Origin of the sequence: Lelliottia sp. (genome assembly GCF_045627565.1) — a bacterium.
Classification (GTDB): domain Bacteria; phylum Pseudomonadota; class Gammaproteobacteria; order Enterobacterales; family Enterobacteriaceae; genus Enterobacter.
Genome location: NZ_JAZQNX010000023.1, coordinates 125693 through 141936 on the forward strand (window position 1 = coordinate 125693; position 16244 = coordinate 141936).

Sequence of the window (16244 nt, forward strand, 5' to 3'; positions counted from 1 at the left end):
ATCTACTTAAGGTGGCTTCAATAAGTCAACATTGCAGCCACCTAAAACGTCTAGTGTTTGATCATCACGTGACGGACAACGGTATAATCTTCAAGGCCATACACCGACATATCCTTGCCATACCCCGAGAGTTTCATCCCGCCGTGCGGCATTTCGCTGACCAGCATAAAATGGGTATTCACCCAGGTGCAGCCGTATTGCAGACGAGCACTCATGCGATGCGCGCGCCCGACATCCTGAGTCCAGACTGACGACGCCAGCCCATATTGCGAGTCATTCGCCCAGTCCAAAACCTGCTCTTCATCGTCGAACTCGGTCATGCTCACTACCGGACCGAATACTTCACGCTGAACAATCGCATCTTCCTGTTTCGCTCCGGCCAATAGCGTTGGCTCGAAGAAATACCCCCCGCCCTCGACTTTATTGCCACCCGTCACCACGTGGACGTGACCTAGCGCTTTCGCCTCATCAACGGCTTTACAGACGCGCTCCAGGTGCGCTGCTGAGCTTAACGGCCCCAGTTCGGTCGACTCATCCTCTGGCGCACCGGTTTTCAGTGTGGCCACCGCAGCGCCCAGTTTTGCGACTAACTGCGGATAAATGCCTTTCTGCGCGTAAATACGACATGCGGCGGTGCAATCCTGGCCCGCGTTGTAAAAGCCAAAGGTGCGAACGCCATCGACCACGGCATCGATGTCCGCATCATCAAACACGATCACTGGTGCTTTGCCGCCCAGCTCCATATGCGTGCGTTTGATGGAAGACGCCGTGTGGTTGATGATGTGTTCCCCGGTGGTAATCGAGCCGGTCAGCGAAACCATGCGCACTTTTTCATGCCCGGTGAGCGGATCACCAACGGTTTTACCGCGTCCGAACAGCACGTTTAACACGCCTGCCGGGAAAATGTCTTTGGCCAGTTCCGCCAGTTTCAACGCAGTCAGCGGCGTGATTTCAGAGGGCTTGATGACGACACAGTTGCCCGCCGCAAGCGCCGGGGCCAGTTTCCACGCGGCCATCATCAGCGGATAGTTCCAGGGGGCGATAGAGGCCACCACCCCCACCGGATCGCGACGAATCATCGAGGTATGCCCTTCCAGATATTCCCCCGCTGCCAGTCCGTTCAGACAACGCGCGGCACCCGCGAAGAAACGGAATACATCCACCACGGCTGGGATTTCATCACTGATGACACAGTGCAGCGGCTTACCGCAATTCTGCGACTCCAGACGCGCAAAGGTTTCGGCATGTTCTTCAATCACGTCAGCAAGCTTCAAAAGGCATTCAGCACGCGCCTTAGGCGTTGTGTACCCCCATTCGGAAAAGGCACGATCGGCAGCCCTGACGGCGGCATCAACCTGAGCCGCAGACGCCTCGGCGATCTCCAGCAGCACTTCGCCCGTGGCAGGATTATAGACAGGCTGTTTTTCGCCTTCTCCATTGACCAGTTCACCATTAATCAGCAGTTGATTTTGCATAGTCTTGTCCTGTTGAAATCGAAGTTATTTTCCGCTCTCGGCGACATTTTCGCCGTCGCGGGTTAGCCACCAGGCTCCCAAAATTGGAATGGTTGTCACCAGCATGACCAAAAGCGCAACCACATTGGTGACGGGCACATCGCGCGGGCGGCTGAGTTGATTTAGCAGCCACAGCGGCAGCGTGCGTTCGTGTCCCGCCGTAAAGGTCGTGACGATAATTTCATCGAACGACAGCGCAAAGGCCAGCATGCCCCCGGCCAGCAGCGCCGAGCCCAAATTGGGCATCACCACGTAGCGAAAGGTTTGCCAGCCGTCCGCGCCCAAGTCCATTGACGCTTCCACCAGGCTCCAGGAGGTGCGCCGGAAACGTGCAATCACGTTGTTGAATACCACCACCACACAGAAGGTGGCATGACCGGTGACAATGGTGAAAAATCCAGGCTCCAGATTGATGGTTTTAAATGCCGTCAACAACGCCAGCCCGGTGATAATCCCCGGCAGCGCAATCGGCAATAACAGCAGCAGCGAGATGGCGTTTTTACCGAAAAACTCACTGCGCCACAGTGCTGCCGCCGCCAGCGTACCCAGCACCAGCGCAATGGCCGTAGATAACGCCGCAATTTGAAGTGACAACGTCACCGATTCAATGATATCTCCCCGCGATGCCGCCACGCTAAACCATTTCAACGTCAACCCTTTTGGCGGGAAGCTGAACGCGGCATCTTCGGTGTTGAAAGCATAGATGGCTATAATCAGCAGCGGAAAGTGCAAAAAGATCACTCCGCCCCAGGTGGCTATTTTCAGGAACAATGGCGCGCGTTCAGAGTGCATCGAATGCTCCCAGACGTTTCACAAACGCCAGATACAGTGAGATAAGGACAATCGGCACTAAGGTGAACGCGGCCGCCATGGGCATATTGCCAATCGCGCCCTGCTGGGAATAAACCATGTTGCCGATGAAGTACCCCGGTGGGCCAACGAGTTGCGGAACGATAAAATCGCCGAGGGTCAGCGAGAAGGTAAAAATCGAGCCCGCAGCAATACCCGGGATTGCGAGAGGCAGAACCACATAACGGAAAGTCTGACGGGGCCGCGCGCCCAGATCGGCGGAGGCTTGCAAGAGCGAGGGCGGCAAACGCTCCAGCGCCGCTTGCACCGGCAGGATCATAAATGGCAGCCAGATATAGACGAACACCAGAAATCGCCCAAGTCCGGATGTTGAAAGGGTGTTTCCGCCAATGGCTGGCAGCGTCAGCACTGACATCAGTACCGGCTCGAGTCCCATATACCCAAGGAACCACTGCGCGACGCCATCTTTTGCCAGCAGCAATGTCCACGCATAGGCTTTCACGATATAACTCGCCCACATCGGCAGCATGACGGCGATATAAAAAAACGCTTTCCATTTTCCGCGAGTGTAACGCGCCATGTACCACGCCATCGGGAACGCCAGAATCGCGCTGGCAATCGTGACGGCAATCGCCATCAGCAAGGTACGCAGAATAATGTCGTAGTTGGCGGGGTTAAAAAGCGCCAGAATATTTGCAAAGGTGAGATCCGGCGTCACCGACATGGTGAAATCGTCGAAGGTATAAAATCCCTGCCACAACAGCGTCAGCAACGATCCCATATACACGATGCCGAACCACATCAGCGGACCAAGCAGCAGTAAAAACAGGCCGAGCGACGGTTTGCGCCACAGCAGCGCGGTCATGTGGCTAACGGGACCGCGAGAAGAGCGGAGGTGCGATGCGCTCATATCCATCTCACCGTTCCTCTTGCAGCGGCACCATCGCCTCACGCGACCAGGATGCCTGCACCGGTTGGCCAGGCTCAAAACCTGAAGGCAAATCAGCCCCGCTCAAGTTTGCCTGACTCACCAGCAGTTTTGCACCATCCGACAGGCGCAGCTCAAAACGGGTTGCCGCCCCCTGATACTGCACCGCCTGCACGATGCCCTGAACCTGAACTTCGCCGCTCTCATTCAGGCGAATATGTTCCGGGCGCAGCGAGTACATGCCGTCCATGCCGCAAATCTGGCGCGCAACCGCGCTATCAAAAACATTAGAAGTGCCAACGAAACTGGCAACAAACGGCGTGCGCGGACGCATATACAGTTCACGTGGGGTATCGACCTGTTCAATGCGCCCGTTATTGAACACGGCAACGCGATCGGACATCGACAGCGCTTCGCCCTGATCGTGGGTCACGAAGATAAAGGTGATCCCCAGCTCCTGCTGCAGTTTCTTCAGCTCAAATTGCATTTGCTCGCGCAGTTTCAAATCCAGCGCGCCGAGCGGTTCATCAAGCAAAAGCACGCGGGGTTCATTCACCAGCGCACGCGCAATCGCCACGCGCTGACGCTGGCCGCCAGAGAGTTGAGAGGGTTTGCGTTTTTCGGCAAAGCCTAAACCGACCTTTTCAAGCGCCTCGCGAGCCTGAACCTGACGCTGCTTTTTATCGACGCCTTTCACCATCAAGCCATAAGCGACGTTTTCGATTATCGACATATGCGGGAATAGCGCGTAATCCTGAAACACCGTGTTCACGTCACGTTCCCACGGCGGGAGTTCGCTTGCCTCTTTGCCAAAGATTTTGATCGCCCCGCCGCTGAGCTGTTCAAAACCGGCAATCAGCCGCAAGCAGGTGGTTTTGCCGGAGCCCGAAGGCCCCAGCATAGAAAAGAACTCGCCGTCACGAATGCCGATGGTGACACCGTCCACCGCCCGCACATCACCGTAAAAACGGGACACATCGCTAAACTCTACTGCGTACGTCATGTTCTGCTCCTGGGCGATTAACGGCCACCCATAATGGCGATGTAATCTTGCGTCCAGCGGCTGTACGGAACGAATTTTCCGCCTTCCGCGATCGGCGTTTTCCAGAACATGATTTTGTCGAAATAGTTATAACCGTTGGTTTCGCAGCCTTTATCACCCAGCAATGTGCTGGCCTTACAGCCTTCGGCCACAACAGGTAGAGACCCAAACCATGCGGCCAGATCACCCTGCAATTTTGGCGTGAGCGACCAGTTCATCCACTTGTAGGCGCACATCGGATGTTTAGCCTGCGCGTGTAGCATAGTGGTGTCCGCCCAGCCGGTGACGCCCTCTTTCGGAAAAACGGTCGCCACGGGCTGATTGTCCGCTTTCAGGGCGTTGGCCTGATACGGCCACGCGCTCGACGCCACAACACCCTCGTTTTTGAAGTCGCTCATCTGTACGGTGGTGTCGTGCCAGTAGCGGTGAATCAGCGCGTGCTGATCGCGCAGCACTTTCAGTACCGCCGTGTATTGTGCTTCGGTGAGCTGGTAGGGGTCAGTAATGCCTAATTCTGGCTGCGTCGCTTTCACAAACAGCGCCGCATCGGCGATGTAAATCGGCCCGTCATACGCCTGCACGCGCCCTTTGTTGGACTTTCCGTCCGGGAGATTTTGCTCTTTAAAGACAACAGCCCAGCTATCAGGCGGTGTCGGGAAGGTTTTGGTGTTGTACATCAGCAGATTCGGGCCCCACTGATACGGCGTGCCGTAGACTTTCCCGTCGACGTTAAACCATTCACCTTTGACGATGCGTGGATCGAGCGTTTTCCAGTTGGGGATCAAATCGGGATTAATCGGCTGAACGCGTTTACCCATTATCAGGCGCAAGGAGGCGTCGCCGGAGGCCGTGACCAGGTCATAACCGCCCTTTGCCATCAGACTGACCATTTCATCGGAGGTCGCGGCCGTTTTCACGTTCACCGCACAACCGGTCTCTTTTTCGAACTGCGTGACCCAGTCGTAGTTTTTATCCGTCTGGCCGCGTTCGATGTACCCCGGCCAGGCGATAATATCCAGTCTTCCTTCGCCTTTGCCGATTTCTTTCGGCGGCTCTGCGGCTTGCGCGGTCATAATGGTCATGCCGAGCGCGCACAGGCTGCTGCGGGCAAATTTTTTGCTCATTCGTATTACTCCTGTCGCAATGAAAATTTGGCGGCAGCCGTGCCGTAAAATTATCTCCCTTCATAAACGTAGACCGCGCCAATGCGCTGCACCCGCAGGCCTTGGGAAATTTCATCAGGTTGTGACCGAGGGCGCATTCCCTGTTAACTGGATTATAGACAAGGAGTTAGCGGCGGGTGACGGTATGCAGATTTCCTATGACAGACGCTGGGAATAAACCCAACGCCTGCCACAGGATAAGAATTGTTTATTTCAGCGGGGAGGTTAAGAAATACGATCTGGGGGTTATTTCAGCATGCCGTGAATTAAGTGTGCCATCTGGATGACGGCGTGTTCTTCGCGCTCGCCCCATTCCCAGGACGTATTAAAACGGAAAAAGGGTGTCCAGGTATCTGAGGTTGAGAACATTTTGCCCGGGGCAATGCTGATATGGTGCGCCAGCGCCTGCTCGCTTAATTTTCCCGCGTCTAATGGCGCAGGCAATTCCAGCCACAAAAAATAGCCGCTGTCGTTGTGATGAATTTTGACGTCGGCAGGCATATGGCGCAAAAGCGATTGCCACGCCTGTTGTTTGCGCTCGGCAAGCGTGCGCCGCAGGCGACGGAGATGAGCGTCGTAACGTTTGGTGGCAAGATAATCCACCAGTGCAAGCTGCATCGGCGAACTGGTCGAAAGCGTACTCATCAGTTGCAACTGCTGAATGCGACGCGCATGTTTCCCTGCCGCCACCCAGCCGATACGAAATCCCGCCACCAGGCATTTGGAGAACGACGAACAGTGCAGCGTCATATCATGGCGATCCCACGCCTTCGCGGGCAGCGGTTTTTCACGGCCAAAGTAGAGTTCGCTGTAAACGTCATCCTCAATCAGCGTAACGTTGTGCTTCGTTAGCAGCTCAACAAGCTGGGATTTTTTCTGCGCACTGAGCGTGAAGCCGAGCGGATTTTGACAGTTCGTCATCAGCCAGCAGGCCTTTACGGGATAATCGTTTAGCGCCTGTTCCAGCGCGTTGAGATCAATTCCCTCACGCACGTCAGTGGCAATCGACAGCGCTTTCAGCTTGAGGCGTTCAAGCGCCTGAAGCGCGCCATAGAAACAGGGGTTTTCAACGATCACCCAGTCGCCCGGCTCAGTCACGGCTTGCAAACTCAGATTGAGCGCTTCCAGCGCCCCGGCGGTGATGACGATCTCTTCAGGGGAAATATTCATGCCCTGCTGGGCATATCGGCGCGCAATGGCATGGCGCAGATCGACATTGCCCGGCGGCAGATTTTCAATCACGCTCATTGCCGTCGCGGTTTTGCTGACGTTGGCAAGCGATCGATTGAGCTGCTGAAGCGGAAAAAGCCTAGGCTCGGGAAAGGCAGAAGCAAAGGGTAAAACGGAAGGGTCGCGACTGGCCTGAAGGACATCAAAAATATAGGTGTTGATGTCAACGACTTCATCGCGCATCACCTGCGCCGGAGGCGCAGGCTGCTGCTTAACGGGCCGCGGGGCAACGTAGTACCCCGACTGCGGGCGAGCAACGATTCGCCCCTGGCTTTCCAGCGTTTGATACGCATGACCCACGGTCATGAAACTCATGCCGCTGCTGGCAACTTGCTCACGCAACGACGGTAGTTTGTCTCCCGGCAACCACACGCCAAGTTCGATTTGCGAAATGATTTGCTGCGCCAGGCGCTGGTATTTTTTCATCGGTCTCTCCTCGCTGCACACCATAGTATATCAGCAGGAGAAAAAAGGCAGATTTTATGAACTGTTATAGTTATCTACAGACGGTTCTGAAACGACTTCATGATCGAATACGTTAAGCGTTTTATTACTTGCGATAATCCAGTGACGGTTGTTGGATATGCATCGCCGCAGCTAAATGATCCAACGTCACCATAGACGATTTGCAGAAAATGCATTTCGCGCCATGTGGATTTTTTTCTGACACATCAAAAATTGACGTGCGGTATTGGGAGCCGTGACAGCACGGGCAACGGAAATGGATATAAGAAATCATATGATTCTCCTGTACGTAAAAACGTAAATAGCTAATGGGCCTTTATGGCAATAGAGGTCTGAGACAAAACTAATCAGAGTGTAGGAGAAAGACCCAAGAGGCTGCGGAGAGGCACAACGTGATGAGAAATGCTTAGATGCTACGTCAGATATTTTTTTGGAATTCAAACCGAAGGAACATTAACGCACGTTGCAGAAAAGAACGCAACCCATTTTATGCATAAACGTCATAAAAAGGATTTTTTTATATTCCATGAGTCAGTCCCCCTTGCCCTATTTACCACACGAGGACTATATCAGATTAGTAAAGATTCTCACTTTCGCAAACTGTTATACCTAAATATCGCTTTTCTGACTCTGACAGTTCCCTTTTGCGCCCTATACCATAACAGCACACCGATTGACATTGAGGCTGTGCATGTTTGGTTTAGATGCTTTTCATTTAGCGCGGATACAATTTGCTTTTACCGTGTCGTTTCACATTATTTTTCCGGCGATCACCATTGGTCTCGCCAGCTATCTGGCCGTCCTGGAAGGTCTTTGGCTAAAAACCAAAAATCCGGTATGGCGATCGCTTTATCACTTCTGGTCAAAAGTGTTCGCCGTCAACTTTGGCATGGGCGTGGTTTCCGGGCTGGTGATGGCCTATCAGTTCGGCACAAACTGGAGCGGATTTTCACAGTTCGCAGGCAGTATTACCGGCCCGCTGCTCACTTATGAAGTGTTGACCGCATTCTTCCTCGAAGCGGGATTCCTGGGCGTGATGCTCTTCGGCTGGAACAAAGTCGGTCCGGGTCTGCATTTCTTCTCAACCTGCATGGTTGCGCTAGGGACGATCATTTCTACCTTCTGGATCCTGGCGTCGAATAGCTGGATGCAAACGCCGCAGGGCTATGAAATCGTCAACGGCGTCGTCGTGCCGGTGGACTGGTTTGCCGTGGTGTTCAACCCCTCGTTCCCCTATCGGCTGCTGCACATGTCCATCGCGGCATTCTTGAGCAGTGCGCTGTTTGTCGGCGCATCGGGAGCCTGGCATTTGTTACGCGGTAACAACACGCCCGCGATTCGTCATATGTTTTCGATGGCGCTATGGATGACGCTGATTGTCGCGCCAATCCAGGCGATGGTCGGCGATATGCACGGCCTGAATACGCTAAAACACCAGCCTGCCAAAATTGCAGCTATCGAAGGCCACTGGGAAAATCCCCCCGGCGAGCCCACGCCGCTGCTGCTGTTTGGCTGGCCGGATATGGAACAGGAACGGACTCGCTATGGCCTGGAAATCCCCGCGCTCGGCAGCCTGATTCTGACGCACAGCCTGGACAAGCAAGTTCCGGCGCTTAAGGATTTCCCAAAAGAAGATCGCCCAAATTCCACTATCGTTTTCTGGTCGTTCCGCATCATGGCGGGACTCGGGATGTTGATGCTGTTGCTGGGCGCTGTCGCGTTGTGGCTGCGGTATAAACAGCGCGTTTATACCTCTCGTCCGTTCCTGTGGTTTGCCCTGCTGATGGGGCCGTCTGGTCTTATCGCGATTCTGGCGGGCTGGGTGACGACCGAAGTGGGACGCCAACCATGGGTCGTTTACGGATTGCAACGCACCAAAGACGCGGTCTCTGCACACGGCGATTTGCATATGAGCGTGAGCCTGCTGGCCTTTTTCGTGGTGTACACGTCGGTGTTCGGCGTGGGTTACAGCTATATGGTGCGTCTTATCAAAAAAGGGCCGCAGGAAGACGAAACATTTGCCACGGAACATGATGGCCGTCCCGCACGTCCGTTGTCTGCCGCCAGTACAGAATTTGTCACTAAGGAGAAACCATAATGGGGATCGACCTTTCCGTTATTTGGTTCGTAATCATCGTATTCGCCACGCTGATGTATATCGTGATGGACGGTTTCGATTTGGGGATCGGTATTCTGTTCCCTACGACGCAGGACGCGGAGGACCGCGACGTGATGGTTAATAGCGTCGCGCCTGTGTGGGACGGGAACGAAACCTGGCTGGTGCTCGGCGGCGCAGCGCTGTTCGGCGCGTTTCCGCTGGCGTATGCGGTGATTATCGACGCCCTCACCATTCCGCTTACCCTGATGCTGATCGGCCTGATATTCCGTGGCGTGGCCTTCGAGTTTCGCTTTAAAGCCACGCCCGCCCATCGACCATTCTGGGATAAAGCCTTTATTGGCGGCTCAATACTTGCCACGTTTAGCCAAGGCGTCGTGGTCGGCGCGGTGATTAATGGATTTTCTGTCACTGGACGCGCCTATAGCGGTGGGCCGTTCGACTGGCTGACGCTGTTCAACCTGTTCTGCGGCGTCGGGTTGACGGTTGCTTACGCTCTTTTGGGTGCCACATGGCTGGTGATGAAAAGTGAAAAGCCGCTGCAGGCCAGCATGCGCCGAGTGTCAAAACAGCTGCTGCTGGGGCTTTTAGCGATCATCGCGGTCATCAGCCTGTGGACACCGATGGCTCATCAGAGTATTGCCGATCGCTGGTTTAGCGTGCCGAACCTTTACTTCTTGATGCCGGTTCCGCTGCTGGTGCTCGTTCTGAGCGGCGGATTATGGAAAACCCTGAATAACGCGAACAGCCACAATACGCCGTTTGTACTAACATTAGGGCTGATTTTCCTCGGGTTCAGCGGGCTGGGTATCAGCATATGGCCGTATATCATTCCGCCGTCGATAACGTTGTGGCAAGCCGCTGCGCCACCGCAGAGTCAGGGTTTTATGCTGGTCGGCGCGCTACTGATTATACCTATCATCCTGGTCTATACATTCTGGAGCTATTACGTGTTCCGCGGCAAAGTCCAACATGGGGAGGGTTATCACTGATGCAACAACCTGTCTGGAAACGCCTGATGTGGCTGGTCATTATCTGGGGCGGTAGCGTGCTGGCTCTGGCGGCGGTGGGTATGGTCTTCCGCGTGCTAATGACTGCCGCCGGTTTTAAATCACATTAATCTCCACTGTGCCGGGTAGCATGACGTCTGCCCGGCCCCCCCCTCGCACTTTCAGATAAACACCCAAGACAACCTACGCGCTATCGTTAAAAATATTCACAGTAATGATATTTGAGAAGAAACATGAAAAAGCTCGTTGCGGTAGGTCTGTTTTCGCTGGCACTGACTGGCTGTGTGAATCCCGGTAAAACCTCTGTTCAGCCGGAACAACTTCAGGGTCACAGATTTGTACTGGAGAGTGTTAATGGTGTTGCGGTGAAGCCCAGCGCAGTACCGCCAGAAATGAGTATTGGCGATAAAATGGCGATTTCAGGTGTGATGTGCAACCGCTTTAACGGTGACGGGAAACTGTCGGAAGGCGAACTAAAAGTCAAAACGTTAGCGATGACGCGTAAACTATGTGCCGATCCTACGCTCAATGAACTCGACAGTACGATCGGCAATATGCTGCGCAAAGGCGCGCAGGTTGATCTCACGGAAGATCAGTTAACGCTGGCAACCGCAGAACAGACGTTGATGTTCAAACGCGCTGATTAATCAGTACGTTCCGCAAGTACCTACGGCAAGCGATTGTTCACTGCAGCGTTTGCCGTTGGGTAACGCGCACATGCCAATGGCGGAACCATCAAGCTGACGAGCCACGGATAACGCCCCCCCCACCATGGCACAACTCGCCTGTCCGGAGCTGGACAACGCTGCTTTCATGCCCGGCGTAACATGTGCTGCTGTCGCCTGTTGAACCGGCTCATTGCTGCATGCAGACAGCAACAACGCCGCACACCCTACCCAAAACGCTGCGCGCATTCTCTCTTCCCCATTTAAATTGCGAAACCTATGCATCATAGGCATCACACGCCGCGCCGTCGAGAGCGACAGTATGCATTTATGCACTTCTGAAACATTTTCTGTCACTTTTTATGACATAAGTTTGATCTGCTCAATGCTGCGGTGAATAACAAGGACACAAAAGCGAAAATCGCAAATGCTGACCTTTGCTAAAATAAGGGAATAATTATCAGGACTCGTCGCCGTTTCACGGATCCCTCTTTTTTTGCGCAATGTAAGGGTGTCACATGATCACTATTGACGGTAATGGCGCGGCCGCGTCCGTCGCGTTTCGCACCAGTGAAGTTATCGCCATTTACCCTATTACACCGAGTTCGACGATGGCCGAACAGGCAGATGCCTGGGCGGGCAACGGGCTCAAAAACGTCTGGGGCGATGTCCCTCGCGTCGTCGAGATGCAATCAGAAGCGGGCGCTATCGGCGCTGTACACGGCGCGTTGCAAACCGGTGCGCTGTCTACGTCGTTTACCTCCTCCCAGGGTTTACTGTTGATGATCCCCACGCTGTATAAGCTGGCAGGACAGTTAACCCCGTTTGTTTTACACGTCGCCGCTCGTACCGTGGCGACCCATGCCCTGTCGATTTTTGGCGATCACTCTGATGTGATGGCCATCCGTCAGACGGGTTGCGCGATGCTTTGCGCCAGTAACGTGCAGGAAGCGCAGGACTTTGCGTTGATTTCTCACGTGGCGACGCTTAAGAGCCGCGTGCCCTTTATTCATTTCTTTGACGGTTTCCGTACTTCCCACGAAATTAATAAAATCGTGCCGCTGGCCGACAGCACAATTCTTGAGTTGATGCCGCAGGCGGAGATCGATGCACATCGCGCCCGGGCGCTCAACCCAGAGCACCCGGTGATTCGCGGCACGTCAGCGAACCCGGATACCTATTTCCAGTCTCGCGAGGCGACAAATCCCTGGTATAACGCGGTGTACGACCATGTCGAGCAGGCGATGAATGATTTCTCTGCCGCGACGGGACGAGAATATAAACCGTTTGAATATTACGGCCATCCGCAGGCAGAGCGCGTCATCGTCTTGATGGGCTCTGCGATCGGGACATGTGAAGAGGTCGTCGATGAACTGCTTTCTCGCGGCGAAAAAGTCGGTGTGTTGAAAGTGCGTCTGTATCGCCCGTTCTCGGCGAAGCATTTGCTGTCCGTTCTGCCAGAAAGCGTGCGTTCTGTTGCCGTGCTTGACCGCACCAAAGAGCCTGGCGCTCACGCGGAACCGCTCTATCTGGACGTCATGACGGCGCTGGCCGAGGCATTCAACACCGGCGAGCGCGAAACATTGCCGCGCGTGATTGGCGGTCGCTACGGTTTGTCCTCGAAAGAATTTGGTCCCGACTGTGTGATGGCGGTGTTTAACGAACTAAGCGTCGCGAAGCCAAAACCGCGCTTTACTGTCGGCATTTATGATGACGTCACCAATCTATCGCTCCCTCTGCCTGAAGATCCGCTGCCATCGAAAGCGAAACTCGAAGCGCTATTTTATGGTCTGGGCAGTGACGGTAGCGTCTCGGCGACGAAGAACAACATCAAGATTATTGGTAACTCAACGCCGTGGTATGCGCAGGGCTACTTCGTTTATGACTCCAAAAAAGCAGGCGGCCTGACCGTTTCGCATCTGCGCGTCAGCGAGCAGCCGATCCGTTCAGCCTATCTGGTTTCGCAAGCCGATTTTGTTGGCTGCCATCAGCTGCAATTTATTGATAAATACCAAATGGCTGAACGCCTGAAACCGGGCGGTATCTTCCTGATTAACACCCCGTACAGCGCCGATGAAGTCTGGTCACGTCTACCTCGCGAAGTGCAGGCGGTACTGAATCAGAAAAAAGCCCGTCTTTACACCGTCAACGCGGCAAAAATTGCCCGCGAATGTGGCCTGGCGGCACGTATTAATACCGTGATGCAGATGGCGTTTTTCCATCTGACCCATATTCTGCCGGGTGATAGCGCACTCGCGGCATTGCAAGGTGCCATTGCCAAAAGCTACAGCAGCAAGGGCCAGGATCTGGTCGAACGCAACTGGCAAGCCTTAGCGCTGGCGCGCGAATTGATTTCTGAGATCCCGCTGCAGCCAGTCAATGACGAAAGCCCGAATCGACCGCCGGTCGTTTCCGATGCCGCACCTGATTTTGTGAAGACGGTGACCGCCGCCATGCTGGCGGGTCTGGGCGATGCCCTGCCCGTCTCCGCGTTGCCGCCAGACGGCACCTGGCCGGTGGGAACGACGCGCTGGGAAAAACGCAATATCGCCGAAGCGATCCCTATCTGGAAAGAAGAGCTTTGCACCCAGTGTAACCACTGCGTCGCGGCCTGCCCTCACTCGGCTATTCGCGCCAAAGTCGTTTCGCCGGACGAGCTGGAGAACGCCCCTTCCAGCCTGCACTCGCTGGATGTGAAATCCCGCGATATGCGTGGACAAAAATACGTCTTACAGGTCGCTCCGGAAGACTGCACCGGCTGTAATTTGTGTGTCGAAGTTTGCCCGGCCAAAGATCGTCAAAATCCAGAGATTAAAGCCATCAATATGATGTCGCGCCTGGAACATGTGGAAGAAGAAAAAGTAAATTACGATTTCTTCCTCGACCTGCCCGAAATTGATCGCAGCAAGCTGGAACGTATTGATATCCGTACGTCGCAGTTAATTACACCGTTATTTGAATATTCCGGGGCGTGCTCGGGCTGTGGTGAAACGCCTTATATTAAGCTCCTCACCCAACTGTATGGCGACCGCATGTTGATCGCTAATGCCACGGGATGTTCCTCTATTTACGGCGGCAATTTACCTTCAACGCCGTATACCACCGACGCCAACGGTCGTGGTCCGGCCTGGGCGAACTCGCTGTTTGAAGACAATGCCGAATTTGGTTTGGGTTTCCGTCTGACGGTCGATCAGCATCGCGCCCGCGTCATGCGTTTGCTTGAGCAGTTTGCCGATGAGATCCCAGAGGCACTGAACACCGCGCTACACAGCGACGCGACACCAGAAGTTCGCCGTGAACAGGTCGCCGAACTGCGACAGCATCTGGCTGGCGTTGAGGGCGCTGAACAGCTCTTAACGGATGCCGACGCGCTGGTAGAAAAATCGATCTGGCTGATTGGCGGTGACGGCTGGGCCTACGATATCGGCTTTGGGGGGCTGGATCACGTACTGAGCCTGACCGAAAACGTCAATATTCTGGTTCTCGATACGCAGTGTTATTCCAATACCGGCGGGCAAGCGTCGAAAGCAACCCCGCTGGGCGCAGTAACCAAATTTGGCGAACACGGCAAACGTAAAGCGCGTAAAGATTTGGGCGTGAGCATGATGATGTACGGTCATGTGTATGTCGCGCAGATTTCACTGGGCGCACAGCTTAATCAGACGGTCAAAGCGATTCAGGAAGCGGAAGCATATCCGGGACCTTCTCTGATAATCGCCTACAGTCCTTGCGAAGAGCACGGCTACGATCTGACGCTCAGCCACGATCAGATGCGCCAGCTCACCGCCACGGGATTCTGGCCGCTGTATCGCTTCGACCCGCGTCGTGCGGATGAAGGCAAGCTGCCGCTGTCGCTGGACTCCCGTCCACCATCAGAGGCACTTGCCGAAACCTTGCTCCAGGAACAACGCTTCCGTCGTCTGAATGCTCAGCAGCCTGAGGTGGCTGAGCAGCTCTGGAAAGATGCGGCAGCGGATCTGCAAAAACGCTACGACTTCCTGGCGCAGATGGCCGGAAAAGCAGAAAAATCCGCAAGCGAGTAATAAAAAAAGCCCGGAGCATCAACTCCGGGCTTATCCAAAAATAAAATGACTGTTATTAATTCAACAAACCACACTCATCCTTTACACGGATAAAGAATCTTAAAGGCATAAAACGGCGCTAAGTCTACCGCCCACAAAGGCGATTGAATAATTTTTATTTATTATTCTTTCGTGCAAATCATTCACGTCACTAATCGCACATTTCATGATAGTAAAAGACTAACAGCATAAGAAAATTATAATAGATATATAATTCAGCATAAGCTTACGTTATAGCGAGAAACAGAATCCTTTACGCCGAGTAAAAATGAAAAACGTTAGGCGTTTGAAAAAACCGGTATAAATTAATCTGTCATCCAGACGTGATAAGTCAGCCAGTGGACTATCTCTTATTGCTGCACTCAAAGATTTAGAGTCTGAATTTCACCTTGCACTGATACGCCAACCTGATAGATGATAAATCTCCTGTTTTGAGCTGTAAGGGAGAACTCATCATGGTCCACCACCCTGTTAGATCGTCACGCATTGCCTCTATTGCCTACGATGAGCGTAGCGCTACGCTTGAGATCCGCTTTGTCGATCGCCGGACACTTCAATACCAGCGCGTGCCAGCCCGAATCTATAACGATTTTTTGCAGGTGGTGTCCAAAGGGCGATTCTATGATGGCGTGGTTAAAGGAAAATTCACTGAAGTCAAAGTGTAGTGCCAGCCTTTATTACTGAGGATGGTTTTTCACAGTTCGAAACGAAAGAATACCTACTACCCCGTCGCTGGTCCCATCTTTTGGATGATTCACGCCATCCATCACGCCTATTTCTGTAAAATCAAAAGGACTCACCCCTTCGATGCAGGCGACATTCACACCGTATTGATCGGGATTCGAGCGGCGTTGGTGAAACGTGTAAATTCCGCAGACAGCGCAAAAAAAGTGTCGGGCTTCTTGTGTGTTAAAACGATATTCCGTCAGCAAGTCTTTGCCTTCAATAATTTGGATTCCTGATAAAGTTGCAGTCACTACCACCGCGCCACGCATACGGCAAAAAGAGCAATTACATCGGCGAACGGTATTAAAACCGTCAGCCAGTTCAACCGTAAACTTCACGCCACCGCAATGGCATTGTGCATTCAGATTTTGTGACATCTTCTGCCCTCTTTTCGATCGGTAAAATCGGAGGCCAATAAGGCCTCACGTTAAACCACTGGTTTTGGCCATCGTCTGCGCTTGAGTTTCGGGATACACGACGAAAAGGTCATTCT

At 53.6% G+C, this 16244-nt stretch carries 15 protein-coding genes; 6 read left to right on the forward strand and 9 right to left on the reverse strand.

Going from position 1 to position 16244, the window contains the following annotated elements:
• Positions 1 to 50 precede the first annotated feature (50 nt).
• The 7 genes from patD to ACKI5T_RS12885 form a co-directional block, all read right to left on the reverse strand.
• Positions 51 to 1475, reverse strand: coding sequence for an aminobutyraldehyde dehydrogenase (gene patD / locus ACKI5T_RS12855; RefSeq protein WP_407437917.1), 1425 nt, complete (start codon positions 1473 to 1475; stop codon positions 51 to 53).
• A gap of 24 nt (positions 1476 to 1499) precedes the next feature.
• The gene (locus ACKI5T_RS12860; protein ID WP_012017515.1) at positions 1500 to 2306 is read right to left on the reverse strand and encodes an ABC transporter permease; all 807 of its coding nucleotides are present in this window, start codon (positions 2304 to 2306) and stop codon (positions 1500 to 1502) included.
• Positions 2296 to 3234: an ABC transporter permease gene (locus tag ACKI5T_RS12865; RefSeq protein ID WP_407437977.1), complete on the reverse strand. Its 939-nt coding sequence runs from the start codon at positions 3232 to 3234 to the stop codon at positions 2296 to 2298. The genes ACKI5T_RS12860 and ACKI5T_RS12865 overlap by 11 nt, the downstream gene beginning before the upstream one ends.
• Before the next feature lie 7 nt (positions 3235 to 3241).
• Entirely contained in the window at positions 3242 to 4255 is a 1014-nt protein-coding gene (locus ACKI5T_RS12870; protein ID WP_407437919.1) for an ABC transporter ATP-binding protein, read from the reverse strand.
• A gap of 17 nt (positions 4256 to 4272) precedes the next feature.
• A complete protein-coding gene (gene ydcS, locus ACKI5T_RS12875; protein WP_012017518.1) occupies positions 4273 to 5418 on the reverse strand; it encodes a putative ABC transporter substrate-binding protein YdcS in 1146 nt (381 codons plus the stop codon).
• A gap of 285 nt (positions 5419 to 5703) precedes the next feature.
• Positions 5704 to 7113, reverse strand: coding sequence for a PLP-dependent aminotransferase family protein (locus ACKI5T_RS12880; RefSeq protein ID WP_407437921.1), 1410 nt, complete (start codon positions 7111 to 7113; stop codon positions 5704 to 5706).
• A 124-nt stretch (positions 7114 to 7237) separates the two neighbouring features.
• A complete protein-coding gene (locus tag ACKI5T_RS12885; protein ID WP_235133335.1) occupies positions 7238 to 7426 on the reverse strand; it encodes a cold-shock protein in 189 nt (62 codons plus the stop codon).
• Positions 7427 to 7843: 417 nt separating this feature from the next.
• Between ACKI5T_RS12885 and ACKI5T_RS12890 the strand changes: the two genes are divergently transcribed.
• The 4 genes from ACKI5T_RS12890 to hslJ all read left to right on the forward strand — a co-directional run bounded on the left by ACKI5T_RS12890 (position 7844) and on the right by hslJ (position 10925).
• Complete coding sequence (locus ACKI5T_RS12890; RefSeq protein ID WP_186752879.1) at positions 7844 to 9250, forward strand: cytochrome ubiquinol oxidase subunit I; 1407 nt, start codon at positions 7844 to 7846, stop codon at positions 9248 to 9250.
• Positions 9250 to 10260, forward strand: coding sequence for a cytochrome d ubiquinol oxidase subunit II (gene cydB / locus ACKI5T_RS12895; RefSeq protein ID WP_407437924.1), 1011 nt, complete (start codon positions 9250 to 9252; stop codon positions 10258 to 10260). Before ACKI5T_RS12890 ends, cydB begins: the two co-directional genes overlap by 1 nt.
• The gene (locus ACKI5T_RS12900) at positions 10260 to 10388 is read left to right on the forward strand and encodes a DUF2474 domain-containing protein (protein WP_012017523.1); all 129 of its coding nucleotides are present in this window, start codon (positions 10260 to 10262) and stop codon (positions 10386 to 10388) included. The genes cydB and ACKI5T_RS12900 overlap by 1 nt, the downstream gene beginning before the upstream one ends.
• Before the next feature lie 123 nt (positions 10389 to 10511).
• On the forward strand, positions 10512 to 10925 hold the full coding sequence (hslJ, locus tag ACKI5T_RS12905; RefSeq protein WP_407437926.1) for a heat shock protein HslJ: 414 nt from the start codon (positions 10512 to 10514) through the stop codon (positions 10923 to 10925).
• On the opposite strand, the gene ACKI5T_RS12910 is transcribed toward hslJ, so the two are convergent.
• On the reverse strand, positions 10926 to 11192 hold the full coding sequence (locus ACKI5T_RS12910; protein WP_407437928.1) for a DUF333 domain-containing protein: 267 nt from the start codon (positions 11190 to 11192) through the stop codon (positions 10926 to 10928).
• 269 nt (positions 11193 to 11461) lie between these two features.
• Between ACKI5T_RS12910 and nifJ the strand changes: the two genes are divergently transcribed.
• Positions 11462 to 14986, forward strand: coding sequence for a pyruvate:ferredoxin (flavodoxin) oxidoreductase (nifJ, locus tag ACKI5T_RS12915; protein ID WP_407437930.1), 3525 nt, complete (start codon positions 11462 to 11464; stop codon positions 14984 to 14986).
• Positions 14987 to 15480: 494 nt separating this feature from the next.
• On the forward strand, positions 15481 to 15690 hold the full coding sequence (locus ACKI5T_RS12920) for a KTSC domain-containing protein (RefSeq protein WP_012017527.1): 210 nt from the start codon (positions 15481 to 15483) through the stop codon (positions 15688 to 15690).
• A 12-nt stretch (positions 15691 to 15702) separates the two neighbouring features.
• Here ACKI5T_RS12920 and ACKI5T_RS12925 read toward each other — a convergent pair whose 3' ends face one another.
• A complete protein-coding gene (locus ACKI5T_RS12925) occupies positions 15703 to 16128 on the reverse strand; it encodes a GFA family protein (protein ID WP_407437931.1) in 426 nt (141 codons plus the stop codon).
• Between the last annotated feature and the right edge of the window lie 116 nt (positions 16129 to 16244).

What these genes read in the sequence shown, in the direction of transcription:
- patD (WP_407437917.1), bottom strand. Translation starts at nt 1,475, where the DNA reads ATGCAAAATCAACTGCTGATTAATGGTGAACTGGTCAATGGAGAAGGC.
- ACKI5T_RS12860 (WP_012017515.1), bottom strand. Translation starts at nt 2,306, where the DNA reads ATGCACTCTGAACGCGCGCCATTGTTCCTGAAAATAGCCACCTGGGGC.
- ACKI5T_RS12865 (WP_407437977.1), bottom strand. Translation starts at nt 3,234, where the DNA reads ATGAGCGCATCGCACCTCCGCTCTTCTCGCGGTCCCGTTAGCCACATG.
- ACKI5T_RS12870 (WP_407437919.1), bottom strand. Translation starts at nt 4,255, where the DNA reads ATGACGTACGCAGTAGAGTTTAGCGATGTGTCCCGTTTTTACGGTGAT.
- ydcS (WP_012017518.1), bottom strand. Translation starts at nt 5,418, where the DNA reads ATGAGCAAAAAATTTGCCCGCAGCAGCCTGTGCGCGCTCGGCATGACC.
- ACKI5T_RS12880 (WP_407437921.1), bottom strand. Translation starts at nt 7,113, where the DNA reads ATGAAAAAATACCAGCGCCTGGCGCAGCAAATCATTTCGCAAATCGAA.
- ACKI5T_RS12885 (WP_235133335.1), bottom strand. Translation starts at nt 7,426, where the DNA reads ATGATTTCTTATATCCATTTCCGTTGCCCGTGCTGTCACGGCTCCCAA.
- ACKI5T_RS12890 (WP_186752879.1), top strand. Translation starts at nt 7,844, where the DNA reads ATGTTTGGTTTAGATGCTTTTCATTTAGCGCGGATACAATTTGCTTTT.
- cydB (WP_407437924.1), top strand. Translation starts at nt 9,250, where the DNA reads ATGGGGATCGACCTTTCCGTTATTTGGTTCGTAATCATCGTATTCGCC.
- ACKI5T_RS12900 (WP_012017523.1), top strand. Translation starts at nt 10,260, where the DNA reads ATGCAACAACCTGTCTGGAAACGCCTGATGTGGCTGGTCATTATCTGG.
- hslJ (WP_407437926.1), top strand. Translation starts at nt 10,512, where the DNA reads ATGAAAAAGCTCGTTGCGGTAGGTCTGTTTTCGCTGGCACTGACTGGC.
- ACKI5T_RS12910 (WP_407437928.1), bottom strand. Translation starts at nt 11,192, where the DNA reads ATGCGCGCAGCGTTTTGGGTAGGGTGTGCGGCGTTGTTGCTGTCTGCA.
- nifJ (WP_407437930.1), top strand. Translation starts at nt 11,462, where the DNA reads ATGATCACTATTGACGGTAATGGCGCGGCCGCGTCCGTCGCGTTTCGC.
- ACKI5T_RS12920 (WP_012017527.1), top strand. Translation starts at nt 15,481, where the DNA reads ATGGTCCACCACCCTGTTAGATCGTCACGCATTGCCTCTATTGCCTAC.
- ACKI5T_RS12925 (WP_407437931.1), bottom strand. Translation starts at nt 16,128, where the DNA reads ATGTCACAAAATCTGAATGCACAATGCCATTGCGGTGGCGTGAAGTTT.